This is a genomic window from uncultured Salinisphaera sp. (assembly GCF_964012375.1).
Taxonomy (GTDB): Bacteria; Pseudomonadota; Gammaproteobacteria; order Nevskiales; family Salinisphaeraceae; genus Salinisphaera.
In genome coordinates this window covers 66384-85015 of sequence record NZ_CAXGSH010000001.1, presented here as the reverse complement: position 1 = coordinate 85015, position 18632 = coordinate 66384, and the positions used below count along the sequence as shown (strand labels likewise).

Below are 18632 nucleotides of genomic sequence, written 5' to 3'. Positions count from 1 at the left end.
TCTGCGGTTCGCGTCAATGAACGAACCCCTGCACTCTAAGACTTGCCCGAATTCGCGTTTATCCGCGTTCGTTTGCGCACTCGTTTCACGAAATCGAAGCCCGTTACCCGTCGTCGGCCTCGATCTTGGCCCAGGTATCGCGTAGCGGCACGATTCGGTTGAACACCGGCTTGCCCGGGGCATGATCGTGGCGATCGGCCACGAAATAGCCGATACGCTCGAACTGAACCCGGTATTCCGGCTCGACCGTGGCCAGATCGGGCTCGATCGTGCAGTTTTCGTATACCGTGAGCGAATCGGGGTTGAGGTCGTCGAGCATGTCGCGATCGCCGCGGCCCGGATGTTCCGCCGCGAACAGGCGGTCGTACTGGCGCACCGTGGCTTTCTTGCCGTGGCTCGCCGATACCCAGTGGATAACGCCCTTGGGCTTGATGCCGTCCGCCGGATTGTCGCCGAGGGTGTCGGGGTCATAGGTGCAATGCACTGCCACGATCTCGCCGGCGTCGTTCTTGACCACATCGGTGGCTTCGATCACATAGGCATTGCGCAGGCGTACGCGCTTGCCCAGCACCAGGCGCTTGTATTTCTTGTTGGCCTCTTCGCGGAAATCCTCTTTCTCGATCAGGATTTCATGCGTGAACGGCAGCGTGCGCTCGCCCAGATCGTCGCGGTTGGGGTGCCCGGCGGCCACCAGCTGTTCGACGCCGTCTTCCGGGTAGTTGGTGATCACGATCTTGAGCGGATCGAGCACGCACATGGCCCGCGGCGCATTGTTGTTCAGGTCGTCGCGGATGGCGTGTTCGAGCATGGCCGCATCGACCACGCCGTCGCTGCGCGCTACGCCGATCGTTTCGCAAAAGTTGCGAATCGAGGCCGGCGTATAGCCGCGCCGACGAATGCCCGCCAGGGTGGGCATGCGCGGATCGTCCCAGCCGTCGACCACCTGCTCGTCGATCAGGCGCTTGAGCTTGCGCTTGCTGGTGACGGTGTAGTTGAGGTTGAGACGGCCGAACTCGGTCTGCACCGGACGGGCCGGCACCGGCAGATGTTCGATGAACCAGTCGTAGAGCGGGCGATGATCCTCGAATTCCAGGGTACAGATGGAATGGGTCACGCCTTCGATGGCGTCCGACTGGCCGTGGGCGAAATCGTAGGACGGATAGATACACCAGGCATCGCCGGTCTGGTGATGTGTCGCATGCCGGATGCGATAGATCACCGGGTCGCGCAGGTTCATGTTGCCCGCGGCCATATCGATCTTGGCGCGCAGCGAGGCCTGGCCTTCGCCGAACTCGCCGGCGCGCATCCTTTCGAAGGCGGCGAGGTTCTCTTCCGGCGTGCGATCGCGGTAGGGGCTGTTCGTGCCCGGCGTGTTCCAGTCGCCGCGGTATTCGCGTGCCTGCTCGGAGGTCAGCTCGTCGACATAGGCATCGCCGTTTTCGATCAGGTGCAGCGCGTATTCATAAAGCGTATCGAAATAATCCGAGGTGAAGCGGACGTGGCCATCCCAGTCGAAGCCGAGCCAGTGCACGTCTTCCTGGATGGAATCGATGAAGGCCTGTTCCTCTTTTTCCGGATTGGTGTCGTCGAAACGCAGCCGGCAGCGCCCGCCGAAGTGTTCGGCCAGGCCGAAGTTCAGGCAGATCGATTTCGCGTGGCCAATATGTAGAAAACCGTTCGGCTCGGGCGGAAAGCGTGTCACCACCTCGCCCACGTGATCGCCGCGTTCGATCTGCTCGGCGATCATGTTGCGTACGAAATTGTTGCCGGATTTGGACGTCGACGCTGCGTTATCGCTCATAAATGCCACCCGCGCTCGTGCCCGCAAGCCGAACGAAATACAAAAAACTCAGGTCGGAATTATAACGGCTTGGGCCTTCACTTTCGGCGCTGCGACATTGCGCGCCCGTATTCGGTAAGCGCTGCCGGCCCCGACCCACGCAGCTGGAGGGTACACCCCTGGCCGTGCCCGCGACGCCGGCAATACGTCGTCGATGACGGGGCCGGTGTATCCAGGCCAAAGAAAAGGCCGACCCCAAGGCCGGCCTTTTGTTTTGGTCAGAGCGTTGTGCGAATCAGCCGGTCGCGCTTTGCGTCGTCTTCTTGCGCCGCTTGGCGGTACTTTTTGACGTCGAAGACTTGTCATCGGCGACGGCCTCATCCTGGGCGGGCGTATCGCGATCGCCGTAGGTCTCGCGCAGTTCGTCCAACGTTTCGCCAGCATAAACGGCCAGCCGCTGCATCGACGGCAGGGTTTCCCGGCAGCCGATAAAGCCAAAGCCCAGCGTATCGCCGTAGCCGTGCACGGTGATATTGAGCGCCTGACCATGGGTGACCAACGAGGTCGGATAGAACGCCTCCATCTGCGCACCGTGGATATAGAGCGGGCCTTCCGGGCCGGGCAGATTCGATACCGTGACGTTGAACACCGGCCGCGTGCGCCCGCCCATGCCGGTGACCAGCGACAGGACATAGGGCGCCATCAGCGCGACCGTGTACTGGGTGATGGCTGCCGCCGAGAGTTTGCTCAGCTCGTTTTTTGCCCGCCGCGTCGAAAGCGCGACCGCCTGTAGCCGTTCCGGCGTCGATTCGATATCGGTTGCAAGATTGGCCACGATGAAGGTCAGCGCGTTGCCTTCGTCCTGGTCGTCGGCCGGGCGTACCGAGACCGGAATGCCGGCGGTCAGCGGCTTGCTCGGCAGTTCGCCGATCTCGCGCAGATACCGCCGCAGCGCGCCGCCGCAGATCGTGAGCACGATATCGTTGACCGTCACGCCGGCGTTGTGGGCCAGGCTGCGGCATTCGGCCAGCGAATAGAGCTGCGTGGCATAGCGCCGCTGCGACTGAATACGGCTGTTGAGCAGCGATGACGCCGACGAGAACGGCAGGCCGGCCGTGCCGGTTTCCGAACGCGCGCTCTTGAGCATGCTGCGCACCACGCGCGCAAAACCCGGCAAGGACCCCACCTGCTCGGCAGCACCGCCCATCAGCTCGGCTACAGCCCGGTACATGCCCGGCCGTGTTTCGCCAGGCGAACGCTTGCGACGCTTTTTCGGCGGCAGCGCCCAGAACGGCGGGCGCTCGGTATCGTTGGGGTCGTCGGCGAGCGCCTTGGCGAGCTGGCGCATGCCGGCCACTCCGTCGAGCAGCGAATGGTGCAGCTTGATATAGAGCGCGAAGCGATTGCCTTCGAGCCCTTCGATGAGATGCGCCTCCCACGGCGGGCGCCGGAAATCGAGCGGATGGCTGTGCAGACGTGATGCAAGCTCGCCCAGTTCGCGTTCACCACCGGGGGCCGGCAGGGCCGAATGCCGGAAGTGGTATTCCACGTCGATCTCGTCGAGCAGCTCCCACTCCGGCGCGACGGTACGCAGCGCGCCCGGGCGCAACCGGTGGTTCCAAGGCGAATAGGCCTGCGAGAACTGATGGTAATGCTCGACGATACGGCGCGGCAGGTCCTTGGGGGCACCGTCGGGAATCTGGAACGTGAGCAGGCCGCCGACCTGCATCGGCGCATTCTCGGTTTCCACATTGAGCCAGGCCATATCGACCAGGTTCAGGCGTTTGGTCTCCATCAACGTGTCTCCTGTTCGCACACGATTCCGGACATTGATCGGCCGGCACGATTTGTCACCCGCATCGGCCGGGCCATGCCACCGCGTTTTTTTGAAAATCGATATTTTTATTATGCCCAATCATCGTGAACGCGGCCGCGCAACGCAAGTCCTACGCCTGACGCTCACATGCGTACTTTGCGCTCTTTGCCGCGCCCGCGCACCTACCGCGAATTATTCCAGGCACGACAAGACGCGCCGTACCGCGCAGATACGGCGCCTGTCGTACGGCATGGCAGACGCTTCAAAGCCCGGTCGGCCCGAAGCCGTCGTATATCAGCCGATAGCGGCCACGATGAACAGCGCCAGCACGCACAGCAGCCCGCCCGACCAGATCAGGCTGCGCAGGGTGGCCCGGTCGCTGATATAGCACCACCCATAGATCAAGCGCAGCACGATGAAAAGCACGGCGAAGAAGTTGATCGCGCCGATCGCGCCGCCCGAGATCACGGCAATAATTACCGCCGCCGCGAACGGCGGAAACGCCTCGAAGGAGTTCAGCTGTGCCCAGTAGGCGCGTTTCTGAGCGCCCTCGACCTGCTCGAGCCACTGCCGCGGGTAGCGGTTTTCTTCCAGACCCATCTTGTTGCGGCCCGCGAGCTTTGCGTACAGCACGAAGCCGAAGGGCATGAGCGCGGCAATAAGCACGCACCAGTAAGCCAGAATCATCACTATCTCCTTGCTTTGGTTATTGTCGACAGAGCTGACGGCCTACCGGCGCGCGCTTTCCATAACGATTATGCGCCGCGCTGATCGATGGGACGGAAATCGCGTACTTCCGGGCCCACATATTCCGCGTTCGGACGGATCAGCCGGTTGTCGGCACGCTGTTCGAAAATGTGCGCGCCCCAGCCGGTCAGACGCGAGATCACGAAGATCGGCGTGAACAGCTGCGTGGGGATGCCGAGGAAGTGGTACGCCGTCGCATGGTAGAAGTCGGCGTTCGGGAACATGCCCTTTTCGTCGAGCATGACCTGCTCGAGGCGTTCGGAGATCGCATACAGGTTCTGCTTGTAGGGATCGTCGCCGGCGAGCTTTTTCGACCACTCCTTGATGATGCCGTTACGCGGATCGGCCTTTTTATAGACGCGATGGCCGAAGCCCATGATCTTTTCCTTGTTCTCCAGCATCTTCTTGAGGCCGGCTTCGGCGTCGTCCGGATCCTTGAAGGTCTGGATCAGCTCCATGGCCTTTTCGTTGGCACCGCCGTGCAGCGGACCACGCAGCGCGCCGATCGCGCCGGTCACGGCCGAATAGAAATCCGACAGCGTCGCGGTGATTACACGCGCGGTGAAGGTGGAAGCATTGAACTCGTGCTCGGCATAGAGGATCAGCGACGTCGACATGCACTTGATCGCGTCCTCGCTCGCCTTCTCGCCGTGCAGCAGATGCAGGAAGTGGCCGCCGATCTTGTCGTCGTCGGTATCCACATCGATGCGCTTGCCCGATTCCACGAAGTGGTACCAGTACATCAGCATCGACGGAAAGCTCGCCAGCAGGCGATCGGCCACGTCGTTCTGCTGTTTGGCGGCATCGTTTTCCTGTTCGATGGTGCCCAGCACCGAGGCACCCGTGCGCATGACGTCCATCGGGTGAGTGTCGCGCGGCAGCACTTCCAGCGCGGTTTTCACGCCGTCGGGCAGGCCGCGCATGCCGGCCAGACGCTTCTTGTAGGCGTCCAGCTGGCTCTGCGTGGGCAGCTCGCCGTAGAGCATCAGATAGGCGACTTCCTCGAATTCGGCCTTGGCGGCCAGATCCTCGATCAGATAGCCGCGATAGGTCAGGCCCACGCCCTTCTTGCCGACGGTACAGATAGCCGTCTTGCCGGCGGTGACACCGGCCAGACCGGCCGTGTTTTCAGTCTTGCTCATTACCCGAAACTCCTGGGATTGTTCTTGAATCGACGTGTGGCTTGCGCCGTTTTCAGGCCTGGATATCGACCACAGTGCGGCCGGTGTTCTCACCCGCCATAATGGTGTCGCACACGCCGTGAACGTCGGCCAAGCCTACGGTTTGGTTCGCGATGGTGTCCAGATGGGCCGGCTTCTGGGCACCGGAGAGGTTGGCCCAGATTTCCTCGCGCCAGGCGTTCGGGCATTCCACCGAATGAATGCCCAGCAGCGATACGCCGCGCAGGATGAACGGCATCACCGTGGTCGACAGCTTGGGCCCGCCGGCCAGGCCGATCGCGGCCACGTTGCCGTAGGGCTGGACCTGGGCCACGATATTGGCGAGCAGATCGCCGCCGACCGCATCGATCGCGCCGGCATAGACCGGTTTGCCCAGGGGCTTGCCTTCGAGATCGAGCGCGTCCGGGGTGATCACATCGGTCGCGCCGAGCTGCTTGAGAAAGTCGCCTTCGGCCTCGGCCTTGCGCGAGACGGCCACTACTTCATAGCCGGCCTGAGCGAGAATATCGATCGCGAACATGCCCACGCCGCCGGTCGCGCCGGTCACCAGCACCGGGCCGTCCTCGGGTTTCTGAAAGTTGTCGGTCATGCGCTTGACCGCCATGCCCGCGGTGAAGCCCGCGGTGCCGAGCGCCATGGTCTGCCAGAGCGTCAGGCCCTCCGGCTTTTTGACCACGCATTCGGCGGGGATACGCACGTACTCGGCCAGCCCGCCATCGCGGGTTTCGCTCATGAACCAGCCGGTGACGACCACTTCGTCGCCGGGCGAAAAGCGCTCGTCCTCGCTGGATTCGACCACGCCGGCGACATCGATGCCGGCATTGAGCGGACGCTTGCGCGCGATCTTGCCCTTGCCGGTGATCGCCAAGGCATCCTTGAAGTTGAGCGAGGAGTAATGCGACTTGATGACGACATTGCCTTCGCTGAGCTCGTTGAGCTCCATGTCGGTGATGTCGGCGCGGGTGCCGTTGTCGGTATCGACGATGCGCAGTGCTTTCATTTTTGGCCTGTTCGTGACTAAGAACTCAGGCCGCCGTTTGTATCATATTGAACGACTGTTCGCCGTCGCTTGAGGCCTTGCCGGCTCGGGCGTAGGCTTGCCGGGGTTCAATTTCCAACGAGAACGATCTATGAGCGACAACGTATACAAATCCGTGGAACTGACCGGCTCTTCGGAAACCAGCCAGGAAGACGCCGTGCGCAAGGCCATCGCCGAAGCCTCGAAGACGATCGCGAACATGCGCTGGTTCCAGGTCACCGGCGTGCGCGGCCATATCGAGAACAACGAGGTCGCCCATTGGCAGGTCTCGGTGAAGGTCGGCTTCACCCTCGAAGACAAGGCCGGCTAATTACTGATACGGGAGTTGGAGCGTGAATAAAGGACCCGACTCGATGACCGACGACGCTCCAAGCCCGTGGCAGGGCGAGCTCGACCGGCGCGATCTCATTGAAGAGAACGCGCCGGTCGATCCGCTGGCCCTGTTCGACGACTGGTATGGCCTGGCCCAGCAGGCGGCCATGGTCGAACCGACCGCCATGACGCTGGCCACGGTCGATGCCAGCGGTCGTCCGTCGGCGCGCATCGTGTTGCTCAAGGGCTTCGATGCCCAGGGTTTTCGCTTCTATACCAATTACCTCAGCCGCAAGGGCGAGGCGCTGGCCGCGCATCCACAGGCCGCACTCGTGTTCTGGTGGGAAGCGCTCGAACGTCAGGTGCGTATCGAAGGTCGGGTACACAAGCTCGATGCCAGCGCATCGGATACGTATTTCGCGCGTCGCTCGCGCGGCAGCCGGCTGGGCGCGCACGCTTCGCCGCAAAGCCGGGTGATTGCCGACCGGGCCGAGCTCGAACAGCGCGTGGTGGATGTCGAAGCCCGCTTTGCCGAACAGGATGTGCCCCGCCCGGATCACTGGGGTGGCTATGCGCTAGTGCCCGATATGTACGAATTCTGGCAGGCACGTCGTAGCCGCCTGCACGACCGGCTGCGTTATCAGCGCAGCGGCGACCGCTGGCAGATCGATCGGCTCGCGCCCTAGCGCCTGTCGGCACGGGCTAACCCCAAACGAATAACGATCGGGCGGCGGCCAAGCCACGGCAATCCGGCGTCATGGTTCATGGGTTGGCTCGCTTACCTGATGCAACCACGCGGCACTCGCGATGCCTTGTCTTGCCGCGGCTTGGTCGCCGATGCGACGGCTTATCTCGCGACGACAGGCCCGAGCAGCCGTGGCTTCGTGCGCGACTGCGACCGGCCGAATTCGGTACAGTCTGCAGTTGCATGGACCGAATGCCGATATCGGTCGTACCGCTTTGATGGAACTGATGCTATGACTTTGTCCGCGCGCCTACGCCGGTATTCCCTTCTGAGTTTTGCGCTGGCCGTGCTGGGCTTCGGCCTTGCCGCGAGCGCCGCCCATGCCGCGATTTACGATATGCCGCCCGAAGGCTCGGATGTGGTCGGCAAGCTCCAGCACATCAAGACCGAGGAAGACGACACCTTCGTCAAACTCGCGCGCCGCTATAACGTGGGTTATCGCGAGCTGCGGCTGTCCAACCCCGACGTGGACCCATGGCTGCCCGGCGACGGCACGCCCATGGTGATCCCCACCCGCTACGTGCTCCCCAACGTGGCGCGCAAGGGCATCGTCATCAACATCCCGGAAATGCGGCTGTATTACTTCCCGCCCGAGGGCAGCGAATACGCCGGCAAGGTGGTGACCTACCCGCTGGGTATCGGCCGTGAAGGCTGGTCCACGCCGCTGGCGAAAACCACGGTTGTCCGCAAGAAGGCGGATCCGACCTGGACACCGCCCGCCTCGATTCGCGCGGAACATGAAAAGGCAGGCGACACGCTGCCCGCGGTCGTGCCCGCCGGGCCGGACAATCCGCTCGGCCAGCATGCGCTTTACCTGGGGCTGCCCTCGTACCTGCTGCACGGCACCAACAAACCGGCCGGTATCGGCCTGAAGGTGTCGCACGGCTGTATCCGGCTCTATCCGGAAGATATCGCGTCGCTGTTCGCGCTCGTGCCCACGGGCACGCCGGTGAATATCATCAGCGAACCGTACAAGATCGGCTGGGAAGGCAATACGCTGTTTATCGAATCGCACCCGCCGGATGCCAACGGCGATGCGCCGGTGCGTTCCTTTACGCCCTGGGTCGAAAGCCTGATTTCGGCGACGGCCGATCATCCCAAGGCGCCGATCGACTGGGATCGCGCCCAGGCCGTGGTCGAAAAAGCCGACGGCATGCCGGAACCGATCGGCGTGACCGTCGAACAACGCTAGCGGCTCAGTCTGGCGCGACCATCGTGTCGCGCTACCGGACAAAAAAAACCCCGCGCTAAGGCGGGGTTTTTCACGCGACGGCGCTCAGGCCGCCGTCGTTCGCGAACGCTTACTTGCGCTGCGAGGACTCGAACATACGCTCGATGCGCTGCGAGTTCGCCTGGCTGGCGGACTTGGCTTCCTGCGCGGTCTGCATGGCGCGGTTGGCCGTGCGCTGCGCTTCGTTGGCGGTCGACTGCGCGGATTCGGCCTTACGCATGGCCTGGTCAACACTGGACTGCATGCCATCGGAGCTGCTCGCGCAACCAGCAGCAGCAGCAACAACACCAACAACAAACGCGGATTTCAGCAGCGTCTTGGTCATAATAAGACTCCTGTCTTTCATTTCTTTCATATAAGGCCAGGCAAACCGCCTGACAGGGCGTCTATAAGCTATCACAGCCATACACTTTTGTAGATCATATTCTGCAGCCGAAAACAAATTCTTGTGCATGCGCGTATTCCGCGCGAGCATGCGCGCCCGACCAGCCCGGCTACGAGATTGCCCATGACAGATGCCGCCATTTTTTTCGACGAGGTCGTGAGCACCAACGGCAAGCGCATCGGCCACGTTACGCTCAATAACACGAGCGCACTCAACGCCTTGAGCCTGGACATGCTCGAGCCGCTGTACAAGCAGCTGACCGCCTGGGATGCCGACACCGAAATCGCCGCGATCTTCATCGACGCCAGCGGCGAAAAGGCCTTCTGCGCAGGCGGCGATATCGTGTCGCTCTACAAGGGCATGACCGGGCAGGGCGATCCGGATTATCCCGACCGTTTCTTCACTCTCGAATACCGGCTGTGCCACGCGATCCATATGCTCGCCACGCCCTGTATCGCCTGGGGCAATGGCCTGATCATGGGCGGCGGCATGGGCGTGTTCTCGGCGGCCTCACATCGAATTGTCACCGCAGCCTCGACCCTGTCGATGCCGGAAATCAAGATCGGCCTTTTTCCCGACTGTGCGGCCACCTGGTTTTTCAACCGCCTGCCGACACGACTCGGCCTGTTCGTCGCCCTGACCGGCGCCACGCTCGGCGCCCAAGACGCACTGGTAGCAGGCCTGGCCGATCGCGCCATCGACCACGCCGCCAAACAGACCGTCTTCGATGCCCTGACGCGTATCACCGACTGGAACCAGCCGCATGCCGCGGTCGATCGCGTGCTGCGCCAGCATGCCCGGGAACACCCGGCGGGCCTGGGCGAATCGAAACTGCTCGAACACGCCATGACCATTCGCGACGCCACCGATGCCGCCACCCTGGCCGGTATCGTCGCCGGCATTCGCAAACTCGCAGACGCCGAGGATCCCTGGCTGGTCGAAGCGGCTAGCAACGTAGAAAACGGTTGCCCGGTGACCGCCCACCTGATCTATCGCCAGCTGCGCGACGGCCGCTATCTGTCGCTCAAGCAGGCCGTGATGCGCGAACTCAAGATGGCATTGCAGTGCTGTCGCCACCCGGATTTCGCCGAAGGCGTACGCGCGCTGCTAGTCGACAAGGACCGCGAGCCGCAATGGATCTTCGAATCGGTAGCCGCCGTGCCCAGCGACTATGTAGACGCCCATTTCCGTGCCCCCTGGGACGGCGACCACCCGCTGCGCGACCTGCCGGACGTAAAGCCCTGAAGCGACGGCGGGTTTGATTCAACCCACTGCCGCGCAATTTTCATTGCGAGGCAGTGGGTTGCAGGCCGAACGGCTTCATCTTAGGCGCAGCTCGACCCAGATTCGCGCAGATCGAGAACTACAGGTTTGCAGGCCAGCACGCTGGCGACTGTGCTGCGCTTGAAATGCGGCATGCGACTGAACGCCCGACATGCGCTTTGCCGGAGTTACTTATCCAACCTGCGTGAATCTGCGTCGACCTGCGGACAAAGCCCTTTCCATATAACCGTTGTCGTCGCTATCCAAGCCACGCGCCGCGGCGCTACGGACTGTAGCGGTTATGGGCTGGCCGGTGGCGATGCCCACGTGCCATGCTCAATCCGCCTGGATCAGCGTTCGTTCTGCGATGCCGGCTGGCAATAGGTCGCGCTGGTGTCGCCGCTACCGTCCTGAATCGGCACCTCGCGTGAGCCTTCGCGCGCGCGGCATTCGGCCTGACGACGCGACGTTTCGGCGCGCAGACGCTCCTGCTCCAGCCGGTAGGCCTGGCGCGCGTTCTGTAGCCGCTCGATATCGGTGGAGAGGGTATTCGCATCGCGATTGTTGTGGCCACCGGGGCGGCGCGGCTCGGCCACGGCGTCGAAGGCATCGACCGGTTCGTCGAGCACGCTGGGCTGGGCCGGCTTCGGATCGCTGGCACAGGCCGTCATCAGCAGGCATGCACCAGCGGCGGCCGAGATCGTCCAGGCGCGCAGGTATGGAATGGCCATCACGTTCCCCCAAGAATGTTTGTGGATAAAAAGTCTAGAACAAAACGCGGCTTATTGGGGGCCCTGTCGACTAAGGGTCGATGTCATCTGCATACGCGGGGCGCACCTCGCGCATGCCGAAAAGCGATAAGATGGCGTTTCGGATTGAGCCCGCGAGTTCTCATGCAGAAGCTTCACGTCGCCCAGGTCTTTGCCGTCGATGCCGCGACCGCTTTCGATGTGGTCAGCGATCATGCCGGCTATGCCAGCCTGCCCGGTGTTCGCCATGCCTGGCTGCGCCGCGCCGGCGACCATCACCGCGACGGCGTCAACGCCGAGCGCGTGCTCGATCTGGGCGTAGCCCGAATCGTCGAGCGCATCACCGAATACGAGCCCGCCAGCGCGCTGGGCTATCGCATCATTTCGTCGCCCCTGCCCATCGTGCACCACGGCGCGCGCCTGACGTTCGAGCCGCTTGCGGGCAGCACGCCGCATACCCGCGTGCACTGGCGCTCGACCCTGGAGGCGATCACGCCCCTGGTCGGCCGCGGCGTGGAGTTCGCCGTGGCCCGTCAAATGGCGGTGGCCTATCGGCTGGCGTTGATGATCTGGGCGCGGCGGCTGCGCTAGGGCCGGTCCTGGGCGTTGCGTTCGCGCAGGGCGTCGCGGATCTCGGTGAGCAGCGTTTCCTGCACCGAGGGGGCCGGCGGCGCGCTGGGCGCTTCGGCTTCCTTGCGCTTGAGTGAGTTGATGGCCCGCACCACCAGGAATATCGCAAAGGCGACGATCACGAAACTGATGACGGTCTGAATGAATACGCCGTAGTTGAGCGTCACCGCCGGCGTGTCGCCGACCGCCTGACGCAAGGTCACGCTCAGGCCCGAGAAGTCGACGCCGCCGATCAGCAGGCCCAGCGGCGGGGAAATGATATCGGCGACCAGCGACGACACGATTTTGCCGAACGCGGTCCCGATGACCAGACCCACGGCCAGATCGATGACGTTGCCGCGTACGGCAAATGCCTTGAACTCACTCAAAAAACCCATGATTCGCTCCGGTTCTTGCAACGCATATGCGTTGGCGCGAATCATAGTCGGTGGCTTGACCGCGCGGTAGCTTCCTTATTCCCAGCCGATCGGCTCGTAGCCCTGCTCGGCCAGACAACGGTTCACATAGGCCCGATAGACCGGCGCCGGATCGTTGCGATCGAACATGCCGCGAATCAGCCCGGCGGTCGCACCGCCGGCCGCACCGGCGATCGCGCCACGGGTGGCGCTGCCATAGATGGCACCGCCGACGGCACCGCCCGCACCGCCAATGGCGCCGCTTTCGGCGGTACGCCGGGCCACGTTGCCCTTGGAATAATCCAGCCCGGCCGCATCGGCACGTTGCATGCAAGCCTGGATCGCCTGATTGCCGGCCGTTTCGCCGCGCTGCTGCAGGGTCGAATTGGGGTAGAGCACCGGTTTCTGGCTGGCACAGCCTGCAAGCGCCAGCAGCGCCGCCATGGCCAGCCCGAAACGCCATATCTTTGTTTGCATCGCGGTTATCTCGCTTGGCTACCGTAGGTCGTATGCAGATAGCGCACGATATCGGCAGATTCGTACATGCGCGTATCGGTATTGGGGTCGATAAGATAAGGCACCTGCAGGCGACCCGTTTCTTCCTGCATGACCTTGCGGTTACGCCCTTCGACCGGCGTATCGGCAAAAAATTTCTCGCGCACCCAGGGCGGGCCCATATCGGCGTTGACCGCCTTGCCCATGTTGCGCAGCACATAGGCCAGCTCCAACTCGCAGAGCGCTTCGCGCACGATGCGTGAAAACGGGCTGGATTCGAAGCTGTAGAGCTCCAGCGGCTGTGCCGGCGACGTGACCGCGCCAGCGCGCGCATTCGTGCCGGCAAACCCACGCAGCGCGCTCGCCGCGCTGGACCCTACCTGAGCGCGCAGGCCCGGCGCTTTCGCTTCGCGACGATGGCCGGTGCCATAGTTCTGGCGCAGATGGGCGATGATGTCGGCCGACTCGTAGAGCACATCCCCGGTGTTGTCGTCCACCAGCAACGGGAACTGGGCCCGCCCGCCAATGCGCTCGGCCTCGGGCCGCCAGCGCGTGCCGCCGCGGGGGCAGGGATGAATGATCGCGTCCAGGTCGAGTTCGGTGAGCGCTTCGCGCACCAACCGACAGAACGGGCAACCTTCGTATTCGTAGAGTTTGAGCATTGTCTCCGGCTGACGCGATGTGCGTGCCGCCTTGGTGCCACGCCAACCGCGGGCCGTGCTCGCGAGCGTGGACGTGAGTGCATTGATCAACTGCATTCCGGCGTCTCGTTGTATCGGGAATCTCTGCATAACCTCTCGCGGCTCGCGTTCGCCCTGAAAAGACTTTCAAGGTCGATGCGTTGCGACAAGGCGTCCGAGCGCAGCGCCTGCCTTACTGGCAGGTCAAGCTCGCACAACGCAGTCGCAGCGCATTTGAGGCCGAACCCTTTAGGGCAGGGGCTTTGCGCGCGCCTGGTCGACCACGACAGGTTGTGCAGAGATTCCCTCCAAAACGCGTATGTTACGCGCGCTTTCATGCACGAAGCTGAACGCCGCGACTTGTCGCCGCGCGCGCTGCTGGCCAGAATCCACGGCCCGTGCCACTCTCAGCATGAATCGGGCCAATACGATGGACAAGCACGACTTCGACTACGACTTGCCGGCCGAGGCCATCGCCCAGCAGCCGCTGGCCGAGCGCAGCGCCTCGAAGCTGCTTAGCCTGGACCGGCGCACGGGCGCGCTCATCGACGGCCGAATCAGGCAGCTGGTCGATCGCCTGGCGCCCGGCGATCTGCTCGTGTTCAACGATACGCGCGTGATCGCGGCACGCCTGTTCGGCCATAAGGCCAGCGGCGGCGCGGTCGAAGTGATGCTCGAGCGCATCCTCGATTCGACCCGTATTTCAGCCAAGATCCGAGCCAACAAGCCGCCGCGGGCGGGCAGCGTGATCGAAATTGGCGCTACAACGCTACAGGTCGACGCCCGCGAAGGCGAGCTGTATACCCTGGCGCAGACCGGCGGCGACAGCATTGCCGACATGCTCGACACGCACGGCCACGTGCCGCTGCCACCCTATATCCGGCGTGAGGACACGCCGGCCGATCGCAGCCGTTACCAGACGGTCTGGGCACGCCATGACGGCGCAGTGGCCGCGCCTACCGCGGGCCTGCATTTCGATAAGGCCCTGCTGGCCGCGCTCGAACAACGCGGCGTCGAATTCGGCTATGCCACGCTGCATGTGGGTTCCGGCACCTACCAGCGCCTGCGCGAGGGCGATCTGGCCGATCAGCGCCTGCACGCCGAACGCGTCCACGTTCCGGCCGTGCTATGCGAGCAGATCGCGGCCGCCAAGGCACGCGGCGCACGCGTGGTGGCGGTTGGCACCACCGTGGTGCGCAGCCTGGAAAGTGCGGCCCGCCAGGCCGGCAGCGAAGGCCGGATCGCCCCCTTCGAGGGCGAAACCGCGCTGTTTCTCAAACCCGGCGACGCCTTTCACGTGGTCGATGCCATGGTCACCAATTTTCACGAGCCGCAGTCGAGCCTGCTGATGCTGGTCAGCGCCTTTGCCGGGCGCGACAACGTCTTCGCCGCCTACGAGCATGCCAAGCGTTCGGGCTATCGGTTTCTCAGCTACGGCGATGCCATGTTCATCGGCTAGGAAACGCTAGACGGCACGGCCCAGGCCCACGCGCCGTACCCAGGCTTCGATCAGGCTATAGGCGCCGAAGGCGAGTACGCCCGCGCCCAACGCACCAAGCAGCACCCGACCGTAGTTCTGCTGCTGCACCCAGAGCATCACCCCTTCGATGCCTCGTGCTTCGGAGGCATCGAGCGTGAGCGCGGCGTTGATGACGAACGCGCCGATGCCCACGAACAACAGCCCGCGTGCAATCAGCCCCACCCGGCTGACCGGGTCGATCCAGCGCATCATTGCGGGCGGGGCGTCGAACCAGCGCCGAAAACCGGCGGTCCAGCCCTTGTGGATATGCGCAATACCGGCCCCGGCCACGATCACGCCGCCGAGAATGACCAGCGCCGGACCAAACGGCCAATCCAGAGTGCGCGATACCGCGCTCTGTACCGGCTTGCTGGAACTGTCGCTCAAATGCATGGCGATCTCGACGCAACCGAACGCCAGCGATGCATGCATGATCGCGCTCACGAGCAGGCCGACGCGCACCACCAGGCCACCCGGCTTCCAGCCGTGCCCGTCCACATCCAGCGATGTCTGCACCAGCCGCCAGACACTGTAGGCGGCCAGGCCCAGGGCCACACCGAACAGGACGATCTGGCCACCGGAATGGGTGCTGACCTCCTGCATCGCGCCGCGTACATCGCGGGCCTGTTCGAACTCCAGCGCCGCGTTGATGGCGAGCACGCCGACGGTCACATAGACCAGTCCACGTGCGGCATAGCCGATACGTGCAATCCAGCGCACGCCGGCACGGGTATAAGTCATTCATTCACCCTTTCGAGCCCGTTGAGCTCATGGATTTACGTCACATCCCTGTAACACCGTCGGTATACTCGCCCCACGCTTAAACGCCCGGTCTTCCCATGACGCCATTGCCATTCTGGCAACTGTTGCTCGGCTTTGCCTGCCTGCTGGTGGTCGGCCATATCGTGGCCTGGTGGATATGGCGCGCGTTGGAGTTTTCCGGACCGCGCCTGGGCCGGGGCCTCACCGGCCTGGCGTATCGACGCAAGTTCCTGGCCAGCTTGCAACGCCGGGCGCCGAAAACGACGCGCATCGTCGGTGCACGCCTGAGCGTCGATCGATTTTCCGGCCTGCCCCTGACCCTGTTCGTCGCGCTCGCACTATATCTGATCGTACTCGCCGCGGGCCTGCTCGAAGACCTGTTCGAAGGCGAAGAGCTCGTTCAATTCGACCAGCACGTCAACGAAGCGCTGGCCGTGCTGCGCGACCCGAGCTTTCTCAAGCTCGTGAACGGCATTACCTCGTTGGCCAACCTGGAAACGCTGGTGGCGATCACGATCGTCTCCATCGGCTTTCTGTGGGCGCATCGGCGTTTCAGTTATATCCCGGGGCTGCTGCTCACCGTGATCGGCTCGCAGTCGATCGCCTATATCGGCAAATACGCCATCGACCGCGACCGCCCCGATTTTCTCACCTTCGCCAGCGCCAGCACGCCGTCGTTTCCCAGCGGCCACGCCACCGGCGCGATCGCGGTCTACGGCTTCATTATCTATGCCATCGCCCGCGACATGCCCGGCGTGCGCCGGCGCTTCGAGCTGGGCTACTGGGGCTGTGCGCTGATCGCCTCGATCGCCGCCAGCCGGGCGATTCTGTCGGTGCATTTCGCCAGCGACATCGCCGCCGGCCTGTTGGTAGGCGGCTTCTGGCTGCTATCGGGTTTTGCGCTTACCGAATACCTGCGCCAGCGCAATGGCGCCCCGTTGAGCGCGCGCTAAACCCAAGCGGCACGCGCCATCGCGGCGCGGCCGAGAACGCTATTTTTCGTCCGGATGTTCGGCTGCATCGCGCTCGAACTGCTCCTCGAGCTCCTGCGCGGCCTCCATGACCAGCTTGGCATAGCGGGTTTCGTCGTCGGCCGCTTCGTAATGCTCGAACAACCGTTTTTCGTCGTGGCTGCGAAACAGGCGCTTGGCGCGATGGATTTCATCGGACTTCAAACCGAGCATGCGCATGGCGTCGCCCGCCAGTTCCAGACTGGACAGGAACGTCTCGCGCTGGAGCACGGTGATGCCCAGATCCATCAGCTCGTAGGCATGGCGACGATTGCGTGCCCGCGCGATGATCTTGAGATGCGGAAAATGCTCGCGCACGGCCCGCGCGGTCGCCAGCGACGCCTCGCGGTTGCCGATGGCCAGCACGAACACCTTGGCTTCCTCGGCCTTGGCAGCACGCAACAGCTCCAGGCGCGAGGCATCGCCGTAATAGACCTTGTTGCCGTACTTGCGTACGAAATCGACTTGATGAACGTTGATTTCGAGCGCGGTGAAGCCGATATGCTTGGCGCGCAGCATGCGTGCCACGATCTGGCCCACACGGCCGAACCCCGCGATCAGTACCGGGTGCTCGGAGCCGTCCGGCGTATCGAAGGTCGGCTCGCTCTTGGGCGTACGCCAGTCGTTGTAGTAGGCCACCAGCTTCACGAATAGCGGCGTGAGCACCATCGACAGGGTCACCGTAGCCACCAGCAGATCGGCCTCGGCCTGTACGAACAGACCGCCGGCCACCGCCGTCGACAGAATCACGAAAGCGAACTCACCGCCCTGGGGCAAAAACGCCGCCAGGCCCCGCGATGCGCTCCAGCTCAAACGGTGACGCCGGGCGAGAATGAACAGAATGGCGGCCTTGATGCCGATCAGCCCCAGGGTCAGTCCCAGCAGGAATAGCGGCTGGGCCGCGATCAGGCCCAGGTTGATCGACATGCCCACGGCAATGAAGAACAGCCCCAGCAGCAGATCCTTGAACGGGTCGACGTTGGCCTCGAGTTCGTGGCGATATTCCGAATCGGCCAGCAGCACGCCGGCCACGAAGGCGCCAAGCGCTACCGAAATACCGGTGGCGTTCATCACCACTGCCGTGCCCACCACGATGAGCAGGGTCATGGCGGTGAATATCTCGGGCATGCGCGTGGCCGCCACCAGCCGGAAGATCGGGCGCAGCAGATAATGGCCGCCTACCACCATCGCCGCCATCACCAGCGCGATCTTGGTGGTCTCCCAGAGCGCGCCCAGAAAACTCACCGATTCGCTGCCCGAAGACAACAGCGGCAAAAGCGCCAGAATGGGGATTACGGCCAGATCCTGGAACAGCAGGATGGCGAACGCCGCGCGGCCGTGCTTTGCAGTCAGCTCACCGCGCTCGGCCAGCAGCTGTAGAGCGAACGCCGTGGACGACAGCGCCAGGGCCAGACCGGCCACGATGGCGGGTGCGACCGGCAGATTCAGCAGCAGCGAGGCAGCCAGCGCCAGCGCGGCCGCACTCAGCCCCACCTGCATGCCGCCCAGGCCGATGATCGTCTTGCGCAGCGCCCAAAGGCGCCTGGGCTGCATTTCCAGGCCGATGATGAACAACAGCAGCACGACGCCGAATTCGGCGATATGCAGTACATCCTCGACTTCGCTGATCAGCCCCAGACACCAGGGGCCGATAACGACACCGGCGCCCAGATAGCCCAGCACCGACCCCAGGCCCAGACGTTGGGCGATCGGCACCGCAATCACGGCCGCGGCTAGAAAGATCGCGATTTCCTCGAGTAACGGCTCCACCCTGACTCCCTGTCGCTCGCCGCTATGGCGATACTTTTGGCTCGACGTTGAAAACGGCCCGACACGCCGGCCGGCTCGAAACCGCTCAATCATAGCGTAGGCATGAACGCATGGAACGGCCAG

General features: G+C 63.5%; 19 protein-coding genes. 7 read left to right on the top strand and 12 right to left on the bottom strand.

From position 1 onward, the window contains the following. Positions 1-103: 103 nt before the first annotated feature. The 5 genes from ABNU97_RS00425 to ABNU97_RS00405 all read right to left on the bottom strand — a co-directional run bounded on the left by ABNU97_RS00425 (position 104) and on the right by ABNU97_RS00405 (position 6524). Entirely contained in the window at positions 104-1801 is a 1698-nt protein-coding gene (locus ABNU97_RS00425; protein WP_348764774.1) for a glutamine--tRNA ligase/YqeY domain fusion protein, read from the bottom strand. Between the two features lie 274 nt (positions 1802-2075). Further along, complete coding sequence (locus tag ABNU97_RS00420) at positions 2076-3575, bottom strand: wax ester/triacylglycerol synthase family O-acyltransferase (protein ID WP_348764773.1); 1500 nt, start codon at positions 3573-3575, stop codon at positions 2076-2078. 315 nt (positions 3576-3890) lie between these two features. After that, positions 3891-4283 carry an MAPEG family protein gene (locus ABNU97_RS00415; RefSeq protein WP_348764772.1) on the bottom strand — a complete coding sequence of 131 codons (393 nt, stop codon included), beginning with the start codon at positions 4281-4283 and terminating at the stop codon, positions 3891-3893. 68 nt (positions 4284-4351) lie between these two features. Continuing rightward, the gene (gene prpC / locus ABNU97_RS00410; protein WP_348764771.1) at positions 4352-5485 is read right to left on the bottom strand and encodes a 2-methylcitrate synthase; all 1134 of its coding nucleotides are present in this window, start codon (positions 5483-5485) and stop codon (positions 4352-4354) included. 52 nt (positions 5486-5537) lie between these two features. Then, entirely contained in the window at positions 5538-6524 is a 987-nt protein-coding gene (locus ABNU97_RS00405) for a YhdH/YhfP family quinone oxidoreductase (protein WP_348764770.1), read from the bottom strand. Positions 6525-6654: 130 nt separating this feature from the next. Here ABNU97_RS00405 and ABNU97_RS00400 point away from each other — a divergent pair, with 130 nt between their 5' ends. The 3 genes from ABNU97_RS00400 (at position 6655) to ABNU97_RS00390 (ending at position 8812) form a co-directional block, all read left to right on the top strand. Beyond that, the gene (locus ABNU97_RS00400) at positions 6655-6873 is read left to right on the top strand and encodes a dodecin (protein ID WP_293626725.1); all 219 of its coding nucleotides are present in this window, start codon (positions 6655-6657) and stop codon (positions 6871-6873) included. Positions 6874-6916: 43 nt separating this feature from the next. Then, positions 6917-7561, top strand: a complete 645-nt coding sequence (gene pdxH, locus ABNU97_RS00395) for a pyridoxamine 5'-phosphate oxidase (protein ID WP_348764793.1) — start codon at positions 6917-6919, stop codon at positions 7559-7561. Positions 7562-7852: 291 nt separating this feature from the next. After that, a complete protein-coding gene (locus tag ABNU97_RS00390) occupies positions 7853-8812 on the top strand; it encodes a L,D-transpeptidase family protein (RefSeq protein ID WP_348764769.1) in 960 nt (319 codons plus the stop codon). Between the two features lie 109 nt (positions 8813-8921). Here the strand turns inward: ABNU97_RS00390 and ABNU97_RS00385 are convergent, their stop codons facing one another. After that, entirely contained in the window at positions 8922-9176 is a 255-nt protein-coding gene (locus tag ABNU97_RS00385) for an Lpp/OprI family alanine-zipper lipoprotein (protein ID WP_006914525.1), read from the bottom strand. A gap of 183 nt (positions 9177-9359) precedes the next feature. Between ABNU97_RS00385 and ABNU97_RS00380 the strand changes: the two genes are divergently transcribed. Next, positions 9360-10481 (top strand): enoyl-CoA hydratase/isomerase family protein, encoded by a 1122-nt coding sequence (locus ABNU97_RS00380; RefSeq protein ID WP_348764768.1) that lies wholly within the window; start codon positions 9360-9362, stop codon positions 10479-10481. A gap of 368 nt (positions 10482-10849) precedes the next feature. On the opposite strand, the gene ABNU97_RS00375 is transcribed toward ABNU97_RS00380, so the two are convergent. Then, positions 10850-11230: a hypothetical protein gene (locus ABNU97_RS00375; protein WP_348764767.1), complete on the bottom strand. Its 381-nt coding sequence runs from the start codon at positions 11228-11230 to the stop codon at positions 10850-10852. A gap of 162 nt (positions 11231-11392) precedes the next feature. On the opposite strand from ABNU97_RS00375, the gene ABNU97_RS00370 reads away from it, so the two are divergent. Further along, the gene (locus ABNU97_RS00370) at positions 11393-11839 is read left to right on the top strand and encodes an SRPBCC family protein (RefSeq protein WP_348764766.1); all 447 of its coding nucleotides are present in this window, start codon (positions 11393-11395) and stop codon (positions 11837-11839) included. Here ABNU97_RS00370 and mscL read toward each other — a convergent pair. The 3 genes from mscL to ABNU97_RS00355 form a co-directional block, all read right to left on the bottom strand. Next, positions 11836-12255: a large-conductance mechanosensitive channel protein MscL gene (gene mscL, locus ABNU97_RS00365; protein ID WP_348764765.1), complete on the bottom strand. Its 420-nt coding sequence runs from the start codon at positions 12253-12255 to the stop codon at positions 11836-11838. The genes ABNU97_RS00370 and mscL overlap by 4 nt on opposite strands. Positions 12256-12330: 75 nt before the next feature. Beyond that, on the bottom strand, positions 12331-12750 hold the full coding sequence (locus ABNU97_RS00360) for a hypothetical protein (protein WP_348764764.1): 420 nt from the start codon (positions 12748-12750) through the stop codon (positions 12331-12333). Between the two features lie 5 nt (positions 12751-12755). Continuing rightward, positions 12756-13526: a glutathione S-transferase N-terminal domain-containing protein gene (locus ABNU97_RS00355; RefSeq protein ID WP_348764763.1), complete on the bottom strand. Its 771-nt coding sequence runs from the start codon at positions 13524-13526 to the stop codon at positions 12756-12758. Between the two features lie 334 nt (positions 13527-13860). On the opposite strand from ABNU97_RS00355, the gene queA reads away from it, so the two are divergent. Further along, the gene (gene queA / locus ABNU97_RS00350) at positions 13861-14907 is read left to right on the top strand and encodes a tRNA preQ1(34) S-adenosylmethionine ribosyltransferase-isomerase QueA (RefSeq protein WP_348764762.1); all 1047 of its coding nucleotides are present in this window, start codon (positions 13861-13863) and stop codon (positions 14905-14907) included. A 6-nt stretch (positions 14908-14913) separates the two neighbouring features. Here queA and ABNU97_RS00345 read toward each other — a convergent pair whose 3' ends face one another. Then, on the bottom strand, positions 14914-15708 hold the full coding sequence (locus ABNU97_RS00345) for a DUF1206 domain-containing protein (RefSeq protein ID WP_348764761.1): 795 nt from the start codon (positions 15706-15708) through the stop codon (positions 14914-14916). 98 nt (positions 15709-15806) lie between these two features. Between ABNU97_RS00345 and ABNU97_RS00340 the strand changes: the two genes are divergently transcribed. Then, entirely contained in the window at positions 15807-16682 is an 876-nt protein-coding gene (locus ABNU97_RS00340) for a phosphatase PAP2 family protein (RefSeq protein ID WP_348764760.1), read from the top strand. 39 nt (positions 16683-16721) lie between these two features. Here ABNU97_RS00340 and ABNU97_RS00335 read toward each other — a convergent pair whose 3' ends face one another. Beyond that, positions 16722-18509, bottom strand: a complete 1788-nt coding sequence (locus ABNU97_RS00335) for a monovalent cation:proton antiporter-2 (CPA2) family protein (protein WP_348764759.1) — start codon at positions 18507-18509, stop codon at positions 16722-16724. Between the last annotated feature and the right edge of the window lie 123 nt (positions 18510-18632).

Bases quoted from the DNA above. Each gene is read 5' to 3' on its own strand.
- ABNU97_RS00425 (WP_348764774.1), bottom strand. From the start codon at position 1,801: ATGAGCGATAACGCAGCGTCGACGTCCAAATCCGGCAACAATTTCGTA.
- ABNU97_RS00420 (WP_348764773.1), bottom strand. From the start codon at position 3,575: ATGGAGACCAAACGCCTGAACCTGGTCGATATGGCCTGGCTCAATGTG.
- ABNU97_RS00415 (WP_348764772.1), bottom strand. From the start codon at position 4,283: ATGATTCTGGCTTACTGGTGCGTGCTTATTGCCGCGCTCATGCCCTTC.
- prpC (WP_348764771.1), bottom strand. From the start codon at position 5,485: ATGAGCAAGACTGAAAACACGGCCGGTCTGGCCGGTGTCACCGCCGGC.
- ABNU97_RS00405 (WP_348764770.1), bottom strand. From the start codon at position 6,524: ATGAAAGCACTGCGCATCGTCGATACCGACAACGGCACCCGCGCCGAC.
- ABNU97_RS00400 (WP_293626725.1), top strand. From the start codon at position 6,655: ATGAGCGACAACGTATACAAATCCGTGGAACTGACCGGCTCTTCGGAA.
- pdxH (WP_348764793.1), top strand. From the start codon at position 6,917: ATGACCGACGACGCTCCAAGCCCGTGGCAGGGCGAGCTCGACCGGCGC.
- ABNU97_RS00390 (WP_348764769.1), top strand. From the start codon at position 7,853: ATGACTTTGTCCGCGCGCCTACGCCGGTATTCCCTTCTGAGTTTTGCG.
- ABNU97_RS00385 (WP_006914525.1), bottom strand. From the start codon at position 9,176: ATGACCAAGACGCTGCTGAAATCCGCGTTTGTTGTTGGTGTTGTTGCT.
- ABNU97_RS00380 (WP_348764768.1), top strand. From the start codon at position 9,360: ATGACAGATGCCGCCATTTTTTTCGACGAGGTCGTGAGCACCAACGGC.
- ABNU97_RS00375 (WP_348764767.1), bottom strand. From the start codon at position 11,230: ATGGCCATTCCATACCTGCGCGCCTGGACGATCTCGGCCGCCGCTGGT.
- ABNU97_RS00370 (WP_348764766.1), top strand. From the start codon at position 11,393: ATGCAGAAGCTTCACGTCGCCCAGGTCTTTGCCGTCGATGCCGCGACC.
- mscL (WP_348764765.1), bottom strand. From the start codon at position 12,255: ATGGGTTTTTTGAGTGAGTTCAAGGCATTTGCCGTACGCGGCAACGTC.
- ABNU97_RS00360 (WP_348764764.1), bottom strand. From the start codon at position 12,750: ATGCAAACAAAGATATGGCGTTTCGGGCTGGCCATGGCGGCGCTGCTG.
- ABNU97_RS00355 (WP_348764763.1), bottom strand. From the start codon at position 13,526: ATGCAGTTGATCAATGCACTCACGTCCACGCTCGCGAGCACGGCCCGC.
- queA (WP_348764762.1), top strand. From the start codon at position 13,861: ATGAATCGGGCCAATACGATGGACAAGCACGACTTCGACTACGACTTG.
- ABNU97_RS00345 (WP_348764761.1), bottom strand. From the start codon at position 15,708: ATGACTTATACCCGTGCCGGCGTGCGCTGGATTGCACGTATCGGCTAT.
- ABNU97_RS00340 (WP_348764760.1), top strand. From the start codon at position 15,807: ATGACGCCATTGCCATTCTGGCAACTGTTGCTCGGCTTTGCCTGCCTG.